Below are 15,773 nucleotides of genomic sequence, written 5' to 3'. Positions count from 1 at the left end.
AAAAAAGCTGACGCTAAGTCATAGCTAAGCCCAAACTGCGGTTCCTTCCGTGCAGTTTTTACACATTTCTATCTCATTTCTTGATTTCAATAGCGACTGTCTGAAGTTGCTATATGCATCGCTTTTCCAAACACTTCGAAAACTTTGCTTTTGCAAATGACCCAGTTGGTAATGTGCATCTTTATCAAAACAACAAGGCACTACTTTTCCATCCCATGTAATCACACAAGAGTGCCACATCTTCCAGCAATGGTTTAGTAATTTACTTTTGATCGAATACTTGCCGTTTACTTTTTTGTATCGGCTATACTTGTCTATCGTGGGTATTAACGGAGAGCCGTCTTCAAAATCATAAATCTGAGCCGTTTTTAAGCCTACTTCGTCTACACCAAGTTGCCTGGCAAGCGCTTTAAGTTCATTTATTTGATGCTGATTAGGCTTAACAACCAAAAATTGAAAAATAACATGTGGCGTTTTTGACTTGAGTGCTTTCTTCCACTTTACAATATTCTGAGTACCCTCCAATACTTTTTCCAACTTGCCACCTATGCGATATGACTCATAAGTCTCTTGTGTAGTCCCATCAATAGAAATAATCAGACGATCTAGCCCTGATTCAACCGTTTTACGAGCATTATCATCATTTAGATAGTGCGCATTGGTTGAGGTGGCTGTGTATATTTTATTTTTTGATGCGTATGACACAAGCTCCAAAAACTGTGGGTGCAAATAAGGTTCGCCTTGAAAATAGAATAGAAGATATGTGAGCGTGTCTTTAAGTTCATCGATAGTTCGCTTAAAAAAATCCCCATCAAGCATTCCTGTGGGTCTGGTAAAAGAACGAAGACCGCTAGGACACTCAGGACAACGTAAGTTGCATGAGGTGGTAGGCTCAAACGATACGCTCACCGGCATGCCCCAGTGTACCGGCTTCTTTGTGATTTTGGCATACAAATAACTAGCGACCACCTTACTGGCATTCCACGCCCTGGTGGCAGTTAGCTTAGAGATATAATTTAATCCATCGGTTAGGTTGCCATTCACATTTTAAAGATAATCGAGATAGTTGACAATGCTATATTTCGGTAAACCAGTTTCATAAATACATTGCCAATCCATCACCCCACGTAATTAAAAGGCCAAATGGATCGTTGGGTTGTAAATGAATAATTATATTCACAGCATCAAATTGATTTTACTATTCAATGAAAAACCTCATCATTTCGCTAGTCCTTATTCTGGCCTGTACAAATTTACCCGCTCAACATAAGCAACTTTCCTCAGAAGCTACCATTCATATCATTACAGTGGGTCCTTACCAACCGGAATTGTATTCCGCTTTTGGGCATAGTGGTATTCGGGTGTTAGATCCGGTAAATCGAATTGACGACTTCTATAACTATGGGGTTTTTGATTTTGACCAGCCTAACTTCTACCTAAATTTCGCACGAGGATTCCTCAACTATCGCTTAGCTGTGATGGACTACCGCAGAGTAAGAAATTTTTATGTATCGCAAAATAGATACATCCACGAGCAGGTATTAAACTTCGACCAGGAAGAAAATCAAAAGTTATACGAGTTTTTGGAGTGGAACGCGCAGCCAGAAAACATGTATTACTATTACGACTACTTCTATGACAACTGTGCCACCCGTGTACGAGACGCAGTAGAGCAGACATTTAAAGATAAGGTAGAGTTTGATGGCTCATATATCGATACCGACTACACCATAAGAGACCTTACCGATATATACTTACAAGAGCAGCCCTGGGGTGACTTAGGCATCGACCTGTGCCTGGGCTTACCAATGGATAAAAAAGCCACTCCCTATATGTATATGTTCCTGCCAGACTATATTGAGTTGGCTTTTGACAATGCCACTATACTCAAAAACGGAACCAAACAGCCTTTAATTAAACGAACTATCGTAGCCTATGAAGCCAAACCTGAGGCTTCAACTGCCAGTGCTTTTACTCCATTGTACGCCTTTAGCTTGCTTGCCTTAGTGATGATATTTATTACCTACCGTGGCTATAAAAAAAACCAGCATAAAAAATGGATTGACGTATCCTTTTTCACAGTCATAGGATTACTGGGTTGGCTACTGTTCTTACTTTGGGTAGCTACAGACCACAATGCGGCTGCCACAAATTTTAACTTATTGTGGGCATTGCCTTTTCACTTTCCGCTGATTTTTTGGTTGCTCAAAAAAGATATTCCTAATTGGGTAGCTTATTTCTATTTATTTACGGCTGCCCTTTCTACACTCACGATTCTGTTATGGGCCTTTTTACCACAAAATCTACACAACTCATTAATCCCGATCACGTTGATAGTTCTCATTAGAGGATTATTTATATACCATCAGGTCAGAAACAATGAGAGAAATACAAACTGAAATCAAAATCAATAAGCCGAAAGCAGAAGTCTGGAAGATTTTAATGGACTTCGACAAGTATCCGGAATGGAACCCTTTCATATTGAGCCTGCTTGGCAAACCTAAATTACGCAGTCGGTTAAAGGTAACGATCAGGCCTGAAGATGGTAAGCCGATGGTATTTAAGCCGAAAGTGACTATGCATAAGTCAAATGAAGTTTTTGCCTGGCTGGGTCAATTATGGATGACCGGATTGTTTGACGGTCATCACCGTTTCGAACTTAAGGCCATTAATGACAGTGAAACCTTGTTTGTACATCGGGAAGAATTTAGTGGTTTGCTTGTACCACTATTTTGGAAACAAATAAATACCAAGACACGCGCAGGGTTTGAAGCCATGAACAAACAACTCAAAGTAAGAGCAGAGGCATGAATCGCATTGATCGTCTATCGGCCATTCTCATACAATTACAAAGCAAGAAAGTAGTAAAAGCACACGAAATTGCAGAGCGCTTCGACATAAGTCTAAGAACCGTCTACCGTGATGTAAGAGCCCTGGAGGAAGCTGGAGTACCGATCGGAGCTGAGGCTGGTGTTGGGTATTTTCTCATGGAAGGGTACAATCTACCTCCAGTAAAATTTTCTAAAGAAGAAGCCGGTGCCATTTTGATGGCCACAAAGCTTGCAGAAAAAAACACTGACAATTCAATTCGACATCACTTAAGCGATGCACTGTTTAAAATAAAGGCCGCTCTCAGGGTCGAAGAAAAGGCTTATCTGGAAAGTATAGACAATAATATTGAGGTAATAGAAGTGCCTTACAGTGTGAAACCTGACTTCCCTGACAACTTTCTTACAGAGCTACAGCAAGCGTTGGCCGACTATAGGGTAATTAATTTTGATTATTATTCTAACTACGCAGACTCTTTTACAAATCGTGATGTAGAGCCACTTAGCCTTTGTTTTTACACCAATCATTGGCATCTTATCGGCTTTTGCAGGCTTCGCCAGGATCTGAGAGATTTCAGAGTCGACCGTATAATGAAGTTAAAAACAAAAGAAGATACCTTTGATGCAAAAGCTCACTCAGACTACACCTCTTATTTAGAAACCATTCTGCAACGCAACGATCTCGAAGAAGCAATTATCCGGTTCAAACCAAGGATGGCCAGGTTTGTAAACGAACAGAAGTACTTTATGGGATTTGTAGAAAGCGAGCAGGTTGACGGTTGGGAGCAAATGAAGTTTATGACTTCCAGCAATATGGGACTTGCACACTGGGTTATACAATTCGTTGATCAGGTCGAAGTTATTTCTCCCAAAAGCCTTAAAGAAGAGGTAATTAAACTCATAGAAAAGGGCAAAGAGCACCACCTTTCTTATTGAAAATCATTTGTTGAGAAATAGTATTTCATCTCTTTAGAAAAAAATTTCAAACTCTCTCAACACTGCTGACATAGGGTTGTCACTACCGCCTATTTACTTTGAATTAAGTAAACAAGTAAAACAATTTTAACCCAAATTGATCATGACAAACATCGCAGTTAGTAAAGAGCCTTACGTAATCGAATTAGTCGTTTACAAAGTAAAATCTGAATTCAGAAACAATTTCCATGACTTACTTGAGCAAGCACGACAGCAAATTAAATCGCTGACCGGTATGGTGGAGTACAACACCTTTAAATCAACATCTAACGAGTTGGTTTTTATTGACCTTGTAAAATGGGAAACGCTAGATCAGGCAGTTGACGCAAGTAGAAAAGTTGAGCAAATGAAGCAGCTTGCTCCTTTTATGGCCGCCTTTGAAGAAGTAAAATTTATGGACCATTTTGAGCAGTATACTACGTTTAATAATTCCGAAAGCCTATCGGTAGGTGAGCTTGCATCAAATTATTATCAGGCAGGGTCAGAGCCAAAAATCGTTGAGTTAAATCAGTACAATTATCTTATGATCAGTGGTGTGTCTTCCCCTCAGGATGAGCGATTTCTCAAATCTATGGAAGCCATTTATGCTGTGGCTTACGCATTGAAAAGCCACTACAAAGCTGTCAGCAAAGATTTTGTGGTGGCTCCTATGGAAGCGCAGTGGTGGGCTGAGGGCCCCGGTACATTTGAGGATACGCCAATGGAAAACTGGCACTGGAACATAATGATCCCTATGCCGGAATTTATTACCGAGGATATTGTGGACCTGTGTATAGCAAATACATTGAAAAACAAGGTGACGCCTTACCTAAATGAAGTGAGCCTTAAACCATTAAACGAAGGCAAAACTATTCAACTCATGCACATTGGTTGTTATCTTGAAGAAGCTCCTTCGATTAAGAAGATCATGGATTTAGCAGAAAGAAAGGGGCTATCGGTAAATGGCCACCATCATGAGATTTATATTTCTGACCCAATGAAAACACCTGTAGAAAAGCTTAAAACTATTCTCAGGTACCCGGTGATATAGCAATAAAGGCCATCTGGAAACTCTAGATGGCCTTTATTTTTTTAGTCTGTGGCTTTACCTGCTTTTACATAGGTGAGTCCAGGCCCATCGCATGGTAGGCTCCCTCCTTTAAGTTGGTTTTCTTCAATTCTCAAAAATTCATTGCCTCCACAACTCTCTTTCAGCTCATTGTTGACGTCTGTATATTCCACTTCGATGTAGGTACCATCCGATTTCTCTTCTACAGTATAAGTACCCTCAACACTTTTGCCGTCAGATCGGTATTTTTTCACCTTGCCATTGGCTTTAAAATCATAAAACTCTGCATAATCCAACTTATCGGCTGGTGTTACCTCATTAGTCCAACCGCTGACAACTTCCGAAAGCTTCCAGGTACCTGTAATAGCATCACCCTGAGCTTCTTCTTCACTATCGCAGCCTAATGTCATAATAAAAATCGCAACTATTAGATATTTCATAATTTCATGTTTTTACTTAAGACACTTATAGTACGCAATTAGTTGTACTAGAATAAAAACCCTAGTCTCACATAAAATAGTGTCTCTTCTGAAGATCTACCAACCTCTGCACTTAATGCCGCCATATTAAACGGAGTAAACCATATGCCTCCACCGATTCCATTGTGCCAGGTATCTGAGTTTTCTTCTTCTAACCATACACGACCAACATCGTGAAAGGCCAATACTCCGAGGCTGGCTGGGAATAAATAAGTTTTCAGATTAGTGAGTTTAATACGTACTTCTGTATTGTTATAGAATTTTCTGTCTCCGTAAAACCTCGTTTTTCTATAACCTCTAATCTCATATTTACCCCCCAAGGTTTGTCCCATAAAAAATGGGTAATCACCCAAATTGGCGGCATAACCAAACCTTGTCGCAAAAGTTACTCTTGCCGGCACTTCAAAACTCATGTATAACGCCAGAGATGAACCAAACTGATGAAAATCACCGGACCCCCCATCTATACCATAAAAGGTATTAATCTCGTTGTCCCAAAAAATCCCCGCTGTAGGCACGTTTTTATCTTTTCTCGTGTCGACCTCCAAATGAGCTGTACCGCCCACATAGTTAAAGGTCTGATCTTCTATATCAAGATTTTGATCCTGCAGAAACTCGCCCACAAAACGCTCTCGCCCACCTAAGTCTTCCAGCTCCCAGTTGTAATAGTTAAGTTGACCTCCAACTCGCCCAAAAGGACCAAGGTTTTTAAATAACCCAACATTTACTGCCATTTCTTCGAACCTCAAACGGTAGTAATCTATTGACCGATTTACATTTACGGTTTCATCAATATTTCTATCAAACTCGGTATCATTTCCAAGGCCAAAGAAGTTATTGGCAAAATCCGGGGCACGCAGTCTTACGTCCGTTTGGAGATCCCAGCTGCCTAAAGCGTCTGTATATAGTCCGTTGTATTCAAAATTGAATGAAGCAGTATTGAAAGCATAACTTGCCAACAGTTTATGGCGCTGTTTAAAAGGATCTTTTCTAAATCCATGGGAAGTATGCACAAAACCTCCTCCCAAAAATATACCATCATCCTGGTTGAAGTTTGCAGTGATAAGAGGGGTAAGCACATCATACTCAAAAGCTTTTCTATTATAAAAATTAACAGCTTCGTCACCTGACAGCTCGTTTCTACTTTCTTTATTAAGTGCTAGTACATTTCCCATTTCTGAATCGTAAAAGATGGTTTTCTTAGCTGGCCCGATCACCTTTGATTTATCGACAAGCTCATCTTCACCCGGCCCACCAATTATCCTTACTTTTATACTTTTCTTTGACTCACCATCTACTACAAACTTGTCTTCTCCTCTAAGGCCATATAATCTGATTTCTTTGGTCTCTTTGAATTTAAAGATGCGGTCATAAATTTTATGCTTTATTTCTCCATCCTTTTTCATCTTGTGCACAATTACATGCACATCTCCATTATCTAACCGATTGACCTGAAAGTGCTCATGTTTATCGCTTCCCAACACATCTACTTCCTTAGCTAAAAACAGGTAATGATCTAAGGCGTAATCAACCAACTTATCTCGTCTTGCCTTAATTTTTTCTGTCACTTCCTTTCCGGAAAGCTCATAGATCGGCTCCGGCCATTGATTAATGGCTTTTTCTATTTTCTCATCTGTAAGGCTCTCCTGCAATTCTTTTGCAACTTCTACCCACTGTTCCTTAGATAGATTGGTTAAGAAAGTTCTATCAAAGTACCGAGCATTAAACATAAACCCTGAAGTCCAATCAACGTCATAATCAAACCCTTCGAACTTAGGCAAGGCCCATTTTCGACTCCATATCTCCGGAAAGAAACCTTCATTTACAAAGAAAGCCTGATCCCTATCTCGTGGTATCGGTCGGTACATTTTACCCTTGCCTTTTTTATCAGTTTCGGCCCAGCGCCACTGGTCGTCATGCCTGTCCCAGTCGCCAATGATTAGATCAAACAATCTTGATTTTAACGTAAAGCGCTGATCGACCTCATTATCGTTATCCTCCTGAAGCTCCTCAACGACTTTGTTGGTGTTTTCTATATCAGGTGAGTTGCCAAAAAAATCAGCATCAGACCAATCTTTGGCAGGCCGCTCTTCAAACAAGGCCAAGGTAGCCGCAAAATCTTTTTTGTGCTCACCAAAACGGACATCTTCCGGGATGTACACTATTTTAGGATTGGTGTGGTAAATACCTGCTGCATCTGCCAAAAAAGGCACAACTAACGCTCCATAAGGATGTGCAGCGGAAATCTGATCTTGTACAAGGTCTACTGCAAATGTGTTTCTGAGGATTTCCGGAACGGCATTTTCAGGGTATTTCTCAATACTGCGCAGCACATATTGTCTACCATCAGCCGCTTCTAATCTTAAGGATTTAGTCTGCATGCCTCCACCACGCTGCACTATTTTAAGACCGCCTTTTTCTTTACCAATATCAAAGATAGGTACCTCTATTTTAGTCTTCCAGACATCTCTGTAGTTTTCTCCGAAAAGCTTTTTTGCTGCAGCTTTAGCTTCATATTGATAGCTCGCCTGGGTGACTACAGTGCTATCACTAAAATCGTACTCTGCTTCATACTCCTTAGCCTGCTCCGGCTCAACGAAAGGCTTGTTCATAAGCAGTTTTTCAAAAGTAACGGGCACCTCACCATCAGGAAGTGGTTTATGAAAAGAAACTTTTACATCCCCATTGCTGTAGAAATCGAGCCGGCCGAAGCCATGTGCAGATTCTGCATACTCAGCGTAGCCTTTTTTTCTAACAAATGAAGTTTTCGAAATAGAACCACTTACTACATAATGCACGCTGTCTTTATAGGAGTATTGCATACTATGCTCATGACCTGCTACATGTACGGTATTAGGAAATTTTTCATAAATATCCACCAATGCATCTCTTACCGCTTTGTTTTTAGGGTGTGTTATATCTTGTGGACTGCCAATAAACTTTCTGTAAATCGGGTGTATAGACCCAAGAATTGGTGGCTTAAAGTGTGTGATTGTTGGGAAAAACCCACCGTGAGATCCATAGGTATACATAGGGTGGTGAGTAGCTACCACTACCTTTTTGTGGGCATTTTTCTGCATCATGCCTTCTAAAAGCTGAAATATCTCTAACACATTGGCCGACTCGCAGCCTCCCTGCTCTTCGTCAGGCTTACTCCAGTTGTGAAGAAACCACTGTGTATCTAAAATGATCAGCACTATTTCATCATTGAGTTCGACCTCAACCGGCCCGGGGCACCCACCTGATGGCATAAACACATTGGTGCTGTCTAGGTGATTTTCGAGGTATAACTCCTGATTTAAAAGGTTTGTCCAACCGGTTTTTCTTCCCTGAGCCCAATCATGATTACCAGGGATAAAGATTTTATGACCAGCAAAACCATCTACTAAAGCGATATGCTCATCAGCAACCTTTTCTGTTTCTTCACGATTTGGAGACCGTTCTGAAGCCATACCTTGTGGATATATATTGTCTCCCAGGAAGATGACACCACTTTTTTCTCCTGTGATTTTCATCTGGTCTTTTAGTGTCTTATACACGCGTTTCTGACCAGGCACAATTTTACCCGCATCACCTACAAGGTAGAGTGTGTAAATACGCTCTTGTGCGTAAGAAAACGATATTGCAACTGAAAATATGGTAAGAAGTACAAGATGTTTGATAATGCTATTTTTAGTTCGCATAATTAATTGTCATCAATTTTCCTTTTCCTCCATCCCCTTCACTGGAGATATACATCGTTCCATTGGGAGAAAAACACAATCCTTCAGCCTGATTGTAAGTTACAGAACTTAACCTGATAACCTCTTTTAACTCAAAACCGGGCGTTAAAACTACCAATACTCTATCTGCCGAGAGCACATAAACATCGCCAGTAATGGGGTGTACGGCAATTGCCGAAGGATCAAAATCATTTACCTTATTAAAGTATTTTCTTTTACTTACAAAGTCATTTAAATCGTCTTCTTCGATATCAAACAACTCATTTTCTACCAACTCCTTTTTACTGATATTATAAGCATAAATAGCCTTGCCATCTGTTTTATTATCATCTGTATCTTCATCTCCTTTTAGCGCAATAGCCAAATTTCCTTTGATGAAACCCAGTCCCTCAGCATCATTTTTTCTTTCCAGAATCGTTTCCGTCTTAACTGCATCTACTTTGTCATCATCAGTAATTTCAAAATCATATATATCACCGTCACTTTCGAGTATATAGGCATGATTATCAATAATTTCTACACCTTCATAGTCTCCCGAATTGCCAAAATCAATTTCTCTTTTGATTTCACCTGTTGCAGCATCAAGAATAAATAAATCACCACCCTCGTCTTCCACTGCAGCCAGCAGTCCATCTTTGTAATATGATAAACCTGAGATTTCTTCCAAATCATAATTTAAAAAATGCTTTTTAGTGGGTTTATAGAGTTTGTACCCGAGTTTGGCGTGGTCATAATCCATGTATACACTATCGGTACTTTGAGAAATAAAACTCTCACAATTAGTTGACAAAGAGCCTATAAAGATGATCGCAAGTATGGTCAGAAGTTCTTTCATTGTAAGAGTAACAAAATAGATCAATTCAAGTTGATAAAAAAACTTGATTGACTCAAAAAAACTGTAACTGGAGCCTATCTTTGCGCCATGAGTTTAAAAAACGATCTACTTCTACGCACTATCAAAGGTGAAAAAACAGAGCGCACACCGGTATGGTTGATGAGACAAGCTGGTAGAATTTTACCAGAATACAGAGCTGTAAGAAATAGCCTAAGTGGCTTTAAAGAATTGGTAGAAACTCCTGAGCGAGCTGCTGAGGTTACAATTCAACCTGTTGATATACTTGGAGTAGATGCGGCCATTATATTTTCTGATATATTGGTGATACCCGAAGCCATGGGACTGTCTTATGAGATGGTTGAGAAAAAAGGCCCTAGTTTCCCAGAAACTGTAAAGTCAGACAAAGATATTGACAAGCTGAAGGTGGCTGATGCCGAAGGTATTCACTATACTATTGACGCCATCAAAGAAACGAAAAAGGCCCTTGACGGTCGTGTACCTTTAATTGGTTTCGCTGGTGCCCCCTGGACGATCTTTGCCTACATGGTAGAGGGTGGTGGATCAAAAACTTTTAGCAAGGCACGAGCCATGTTATACAAAGAGCCGGAAATGGCCCACCGATTACTAGATATGATAACCGATAGCACTATCAATTACCTAAAAGGTCAAGTTGAAGCTGGTGCTGATGTGGTACAGATTTTCGATTCTTGGGCAGGTATTCTAGGTCCTGAACAGTATGCTGAATTCAGCCTGAAATATATTGAGAAGATTTGTGATGCCATCACAGAAGTGCCAAAAACGGTTTTTGCTAAAGATGCCTATTTTGCCAGACCAGCATTTTCATCAATAAACTGCGAAACTGTCGGCTTGGATTGGTGCATGGATATCAAGGAATCGAGGCAGATTTTGGGAGAAAACAAAGTACTACAAGGCAACCTTGACCCTTGTGCACTTTACGGCTCAGAAAAGGCTATAGAAGAGGCTACCAAAACCATGCTTAAAGAATTTGGCCCATATAAGCATATTGCAAATCTTGGCCATGGTGTATATCCGGATATCGACCCAAATAGAGTAAAGCATTACATAGAAACTGTAAAAAGCTACAGTGCAGAAATGAGATAATTACTCATCTTTTAAAGACTTTACCGGATTTACTACAGCAGCCTTTATTGATTGGTAACTTACTGTTAGCCAACCAATGGCTAATGCTACTAAACCAGATATCAAGTAAGTATCGAAGCCTATAGAAGTTTTATAGGCAAAATTGGCTAACCATTCATTCATGAAATACCATGAAAGCGGTATTGCTAAAATCAGCGCTATGGCAATAAGCTTTGTAAAATCTTTAGACAATAGCAATACAACACTAAACACAGAAGATCCCATTACCTTTCTTATGCCAATTTCTTTTGTGCGTAAACCTGCCATATAAGCTGCTAAACCAAACAAGCCTACACATGCGATGACTATGGCTAATATGGCAAATACTGCGAAGATTCTTCCCGAATTGGCTTCTGTCTTATACTGATCATATAGCTCATCATTTAGAAATTTATATTTGATAGGCTCTTCCGGTACAAACTTGTTCCAAACCTGAGCTACAGCTGCAATTGCTTCTTCATAATTATCATTACTTAGCTTTGCTGAAATCACACCATTAAACCCAATGGCACTTTCGTTACTAACCATTACAAACGGACTTATTTGATCTTTGAGTGTCATGTAATGAAAATCCTTTACAATACCGACTATCTCATAGAGACGATATACAGGCGTATCACCTGGCGTGGTATGCCTTACCTTTAAGCCAACCGGATTATCTACATCAAGCAATTCAGCGGCTGCCTGATTAATTACTATTGACAAAGAGTCATCATAATCTTTAGAAAAAGTTCTCCCTTCAACGAGCTCAAGCCCCATGGCCTCTGCGTAGCGATCATCTACCGACATTCCATTTGCCGTGATTGATTCGGTTGCTCCCTGAGGCAAAAATTGGATCCCAAAAAATTGATTTACCGGTAAACCACTGGAAGCACCTACTTCAATCACATCAGGTAAAGCCCTTAATTCCTCTATGAAAGTCTCCTGCTGCTCATCTAGCGCACCAATGCGCTCGATGGCCAACACACGGTCACGGTCGTAACCCAGGTCTTTGTTTTTAATATAATCTAATTGCTTTTGTACGATAAGTGTACCTGTAATGAGAATGATAGATATTGCAAATTGAAAAACAACGAGGCCGTTTCTCAACCAGGCCGAGCCTCTGTTTGTAAGCACCTTACCCTTCAAAACATTTACCGGGTTAAAACCTGACAAAACAAATGCCGGATAACTTCCTGCTAGTAAACCTACTAAAACAGCTGATCCTAAGACAAAAAGGATCGACCATGAGTTGAAATTGAATACCAGGCTTTTTTCAGCCAATTGATTAAAGTAAGGAAGCAAAAACACGACTGCCCCAACAGCCACTATCGTAGCGATGAGTGTTAAAACCATTGATTCTACTAAAAACTGGCCTATCAACTGAGATTTTGGAGAGCCAAGCGTTTTACGAATACCTACTTCTTTGGCTCTCTCTGTAGACCGTGCGGTAGACAGGTTCATAAAATTGATACAAGCGATAAGTAAAATGAGAAAGGCTATAGAGATAAAAATGTAGATGTCATTAATATCACCACCCGACTTAAACTCTCCCTGGTACACGACCGGATAAAGATGAATATCGCTAAGAGGGATTAAAGAATAATTATATCCGTTGCCGGCTGCCACATAAGCTTCATAGGTCGTATTTAAGTTACTTTCTATTTGTGGTGCAGCGTAAGTTTCTACTAGTTGTGGTAATTTGTCTTCCAGGCTAGAAACATCAGCTCCTTTTTGTACCTCCAGGTAGATATGCGTGGAAAAGGCGACAAAGTTCTCGTTTTGAAAAATAAATTGAATGCCCTTCAGAGCACTGATAAAATCAAACTCCAGGTGAGAGTTTTTCGGTACATTTTCAACCACACCCGAAATGGTAAACTCCCCAAAGTCGGTATTGAGTACTTTACCAATTGGATCCTGAGCACCATAATATTTCGTAGCCATTCGCTCAGTAATCACCATATCCTGAGCACCTGATAAAGCGGTTTTTTTATTTCCCTTTAATAGCTTAAAACTAAAAACATCAAAGAAATTTGAATCAGCCGCTATAAAACCATCTTCTTCAAAAATATTTTCTTCCCCTTTTTCATCGATGTATCTTACCAGCACCTCGTTATTAATCCCACCGGAAAACACACGCACAGTTTGATTAACCTCTGGCAAATCTCGGGCTAATACATCTGCATAAGAGTGAGGTGTAATAGCATAATTGGTTACATGATCAGGATATAAACGCTCGAGCACCAGCTTATGAATCTGATCTCCTTTCTGGTGGAAATTATCATAAGACAGCTCGTCTTCTACATGTATAAGTATCATTAGGCAACTAGCGATACCTACAGAAAGACCCAAAATGTTTATAAGTGTGAAAATTTTGCTCTTTAGTAGATTCCTAAAGGCAATTTTTATCAGGTTGATGAGCATGATCGTAACGTGATGGTGATACCTTACTTACTGTAAGTCATCACCAATAGTTACAAAATACCTATAAAAAGCTCTTTCTACCAGACAGAATAAAATTACGCCAGCATGCGTAACAGGGTAGTAAGTTTAGATTTGAGGTTTCTTCTATCTACGATAAAGTCTAGGAAACCGTGATCAAGCACAAACTCTGCGCTCTGAAATCCTTTCGGCAAATCTTTACCAATAGTCTCTCTAATCACACGAGGCCCTGCAAAACCAATAAGTGCACCTGGTTCGGCAATATTAAAATCGCCAAGCATGGCATAAGAAGCTGTAACACCACCAGTTGTAGGATCGGTGAGTAAAGATATATAAGGAATTTTAGCTTCGCTTAAAAGCGCAAGTTTTGCAGAAGTTTTGGCCATTTGCATAAGCGACAAGCCGGCTTCCATCATTCTGGCTCCACCAGACTTTGAGATCATCAAGAAAGGTATGTTGTTCTTTAGAGAGTGATCGATAGCTCTGGCTATTTTTTCACCAACAACCGAGCCCATTGAGCCTCCAATAAAGCCAAAGTCCATACAGGCAACAGTAATTTCAATACCGTTCATTTTACCGTAAGCAGATCTTACAGCATCTTTAAGGTCAGATTTCTTCTGAGTGGCTTTTATTCTATCAGGATACTTCTTGCTATCTGTAAATTTCAATGGGTCAGCAGACTCCATATTTGCGTCTAGCTCAGTAAACTTATTATCATCAAACAGTATTTCAAAGTACTCCTTCGACCCTATTCGTACATGGTAACCATCTTCAGGGCTTACATAAGCGTTACTTTTCAATTCACGCGTGTGAATTATCTTGCCACCCGGGGTCTTATACCATAATCCATCAGGTGCTTCACGCTTTGCTTCAGTGGGAGTTTGTATTCCTTTGTCTTTTCTCTTAAACCAGCTCATGCTTTCTTAAATTAAGAATGGATACGATTCATTTGTGCCCATTATTTTGGCAAATATCTACAGTCTGGGGCATCTTTCAAAAATTAGGGTAAAGAATGTGATCAGCTTAAATGAATCATTATCTTTACATGGTCTAAATGAGCCATTTTGGCCCATTTTTTAAATTAATTTTCCACAAAAAACTCATTCTACATATGTCAGGATCAGAATTTAAACCAGGTGTAATCACTGGTGATGAAGTTCAGAAACTCTTCCAATTTGCTAAAGAAAAGCAGTTTGCTATGCCAGCTGTAAACGTGGTAGGTACTAATTCAGTAAATGCCGTAATGGAAACTGCCAGCGAGCTCAACTCACCTGTAATTATTCAGTTTTCTAACGGTGGAGCTGTATTTTATGCCGGCAAAGGTTTAAATAATGACAACCAAAAAGCTGCTGTGGCTGGTGCAGTTTCTGGTGCTCATCATATACACCATATGGCTGAGCTATATGGAGCCAGAGTAATTTTACATACAGATCATGCGGCAAAAAAGCTTCTTCCATGGATTGATGGTATGCTAGACGCTGGCGAAGAGTTTTATAAAGTACACGGCAAGCCTCTTTACAGCTCCCATATGATCGACTTATCTGAAGAGCCTTTGGAGGAGAACATTGATATCTGCAAAAGGTATCTTGAAAGAATGAGCAAAATTGATATGACGCTCGAGATAGAATTAGGCGTTACAGGAGGTGAAGAAGATGGTGTAGACAATACAGATATCGATAGCTCAAAACTTTACACACAACCTGAAGAGGTAGCTTACGCATACGAAGAGCTGAATAAAGTAAGTGATAAGTTTACTGTAGCAGCAGCCTTTGGTAACGTTCACGGTGTTTATAAGCCAGGCAATGTGAAATTGACACCAGTAATTCTTAAAAATTCTCAAGACTATATTAAAGAAAAATTTGGCACCGGTGATATGCCTGTTGATTTTGTTTTCCACGGGGGATCAGGATCAACCACTGCAGAAATTAGAGAGGGTATTTCTTATGGTGTTATTAAAATGAATATCGACACTGACCAACAGTGGGCATTCTGGGATGGTGTAAGAAAATACTACATCGATAATGAAGGTTACTTACAAACTCAAATTGGCAACCCTGATGGTGATGATAAGCCAAATAAGAAATTTTACGACCCTCGTGTTTGGTTGAGAAAAGCAGAAGATTCGTTTAGAGCTCGACTAAAAATGGCATTTGAAGATCTAAACAATATAGATACTCTCAAATAACTATTAAGAATAATAATTAACTAAGGTCATCTTAAGAAATACGTTTCTGAGATGGCCTTTTTTATATTCTACCTGAATCAATACCAGCCCTAGATCACGAATACTTTATTGCTAAAAAC

Annotated in this window: 12 protein-coding genes; 6 read left to right on the top strand and 6 right to left on the bottom strand. The window is 39.8% G+C overall.

Annotated features, from left to right (window positions below; genetic code table 11):
- Positions 1-24 precede the first annotated feature (24 nt).
- Positions 25-1,044: a radical SAM/SPASM domain-containing protein gene (locus E1176_RS16315; RefSeq protein WP_185152850.1), complete on the bottom strand. Its 1,020-nt coding sequence runs from the start codon at positions 1,042-1,044 to the stop codon at positions 25-27.
- Positions 1,045-1,205: 161 nt separating this feature from the next.
- Here E1176_RS16315 and E1176_RS16310 point away from each other — a divergent pair, with 161 nt between their 5' ends.
- From E1176_RS16310 to E1176_RS16295, 4 genes are all read left to right on the top strand, one after another.
- On the top strand, positions 1,206-2,399 hold the full coding sequence (locus tag E1176_RS16310) for a lipoprotein N-acyltransferase Lnb domain-containing protein (protein ID WP_155211982.1): 1,194 nt from the start codon (positions 1,206-1,208) through the stop codon (positions 2,397-2,399).
- Positions 2,380-2,811 carry an SRPBCC domain-containing protein gene (locus E1176_RS16305; protein WP_155211980.1) on the top strand — a complete coding sequence of 144 codons (432 nt, stop codon included), beginning with the start codon at positions 2,380-2,382 and terminating at the stop codon, positions 2,809-2,811. Before E1176_RS16310 ends, E1176_RS16305 begins: the two co-directional genes overlap by 20 nt.
- Positions 2,808-3,764 (top strand): helix-turn-helix transcriptional regulator, encoded by a 957-nt coding sequence (locus E1176_RS16300; protein ID WP_155211978.1) that lies wholly within the window; start codon positions 2,808-2,810, stop codon positions 3,762-3,764. Before E1176_RS16305 ends, E1176_RS16300 begins: the two co-directional genes overlap by 4 nt.
- Positions 3,765-3,906: 142 nt before the next feature.
- Positions 3,907-4,833 carry a GyrI-like domain-containing protein gene (locus E1176_RS16295; protein WP_155211976.1) on the top strand — a complete coding sequence of 309 codons (927 nt, stop codon included), beginning with the start codon at positions 3,907-3,909 and terminating at the stop codon, positions 4,831-4,833.
- A gap of 41 nt (positions 4,834-4,874) precedes the next feature.
- Here the strand turns inward: E1176_RS16295 and E1176_RS16290 are convergent, their stop codons facing one another.
- From E1176_RS16290 to E1176_RS16280, 3 genes are read right to left on the bottom strand one after another with little or no spacing between them, the layout of a single operon-like run.
- Positions 4,875-5,291: a hypothetical protein gene (locus E1176_RS16290; RefSeq protein WP_155211974.1), complete on the bottom strand. Its 417-nt coding sequence runs from the start codon at positions 5,289-5,291 to the stop codon at positions 4,875-4,877.
- A gap of 47 nt (positions 5,292-5,338) precedes the next feature.
- On the bottom strand, positions 5,339-9,013 hold the full coding sequence (locus tag E1176_RS16285) for a metallophosphoesterase (RefSeq protein WP_155211972.1): 3,675 nt from the start codon (positions 9,011-9,013) through the stop codon (positions 5,339-5,341).
- On the bottom strand, positions 9,003-9,887 hold the full coding sequence (locus E1176_RS16280) for an SdiA-regulated domain-containing protein (protein ID WP_155211970.1): 885 nt from the start codon (positions 9,885-9,887) through the stop codon (positions 9,003-9,005). Before E1176_RS16280 ends, E1176_RS16285 begins: the two co-directional genes overlap by 11 nt.
- A gap of 87 nt (positions 9,888-9,974) precedes the next feature.
- Here E1176_RS16280 and hemE point away from each other — a divergent pair, with 87 nt between their 5' ends.
- Positions 9,975-11,009: a uroporphyrinogen decarboxylase gene (gene hemE, locus E1176_RS16275; RefSeq protein WP_155211968.1), complete on the top strand. Its 1,035-nt coding sequence runs from the start codon at positions 9,975-9,977 to the stop codon at positions 11,007-11,009.
- Here the strand turns inward: hemE and E1176_RS16270 are convergent, their stop codons facing one another.
- Together E1176_RS16270 and accD are read right to left on the bottom strand one after the other, a co-directional pair.
- Positions 11,010-13,451 carry an ABC transporter permease gene (locus E1176_RS16270; RefSeq protein WP_155211966.1) on the bottom strand — a complete coding sequence of 814 codons (2,442 nt, stop codon included), beginning with the start codon at positions 13,449-13,451 and terminating at the stop codon, positions 11,010-11,012.
- 95 nt (positions 13,452-13,546) lie between these two features.
- Positions 13,547-14,386 (bottom strand): acetyl-CoA carboxylase, carboxyltransferase subunit beta, encoded by an 840-nt coding sequence (gene accD / locus E1176_RS16265; protein ID WP_155211964.1) that lies wholly within the window; start codon positions 14,384-14,386, stop codon positions 13,547-13,549.
- 194 nt (positions 14,387-14,580) lie between these two features.
- On the opposite strand from accD, the gene fbaA reads away from it, so the two are divergent.
- A complete protein-coding gene (fbaA, locus tag E1176_RS16260) occupies positions 14,581-15,654 on the top strand; it encodes a class II fructose-bisphosphate aldolase (RefSeq protein ID WP_155211962.1) in 1,074 nt (357 codons plus the stop codon).
- Positions 15,655-15,773 lie beyond the last annotated feature (119 nt).

Origin of the sequence: Fulvivirga aurantia (assembly GCF_009711475.1) — a bacterium.
GTDB classification, from domain to species: domain Bacteria; phylum Bacteroidota; class Bacteroidia; order Cytophagales; family Cyclobacteriaceae; genus Fulvivirga; species Fulvivirga aurantia.
Note: the sequence above shows the minus strand (reverse complement) of the source record. Positions and strands in the feature narration are given on the sequence as shown.